The 690-nt window shown below is 51.4% G+C and carries 1 pseudogene; it reads left to right on the forward strand.

Annotated features, from left to right (window positions below):
* Positions 1-690 (forward strand): annotated as a pseudogene (locus tag R8O11_RS27930) (exopolygalacturonate lyase); the annotation flags it as partial.

Raw genomic sequence — 690 nt, forward strand, 5'->3', positions numbered from 1 at the left:
AAAGTGGTTGCGAAGCAAACCGTGACGGCGGGCGAGTTGTTCAGCCAGTGGCTGACACTTGATAGCGGCGCAAATCAAATGGAAGTGAGATTCACCGCCATTGACGGCCCAAACAAAGAGACACAAGCGCACCGTTACAGCGTTGACGTTGTTTCTCTGCCAGACCCAATGACGCTGTATGTTGCACCAAACGGCAGCGACAAAGGCAACGGATCTCAAGCGCAACCGCTTGATTTAGCTACCGCAGTAGAACTGCTTCCTGCTGGTGGCACCATCATTTTGAAAGATGGCGACTACCAAGGGATGGAAATCCCGCTGACGGCGAGTGGCAGTGTCGACAAGCTCAAGCACCTACGTGCGGAAGGAGACAATGTTCGCTTTGTTTCGGAACTTCGTCACGAGGGAAATTACTGGCATTACCAAGGTATTGAAGTTGCGGGTGCGCAGTTCATTGTTCATGGTAGCCACAACACCTTCGAAAAAATGGTGACACACGGCGCTCCAGATACTGGTTTCGTGATCACCTCTCCTGAAAACATTGGCCGCGCACTGTGGGCAAGTTACAACCAAGTGATTGAAAGCGAAAGCTACAACAACATGGATCCTTCGCAGATCAACGCAGACGGTTTTGCGGCCAAGATGCGTATCGGCGATGGCAACACTTTCATCCGTTGTTTGTCTCACCACAAC

This window comes from Vibrio sp. 1288, from assembly GCF_033344475.1.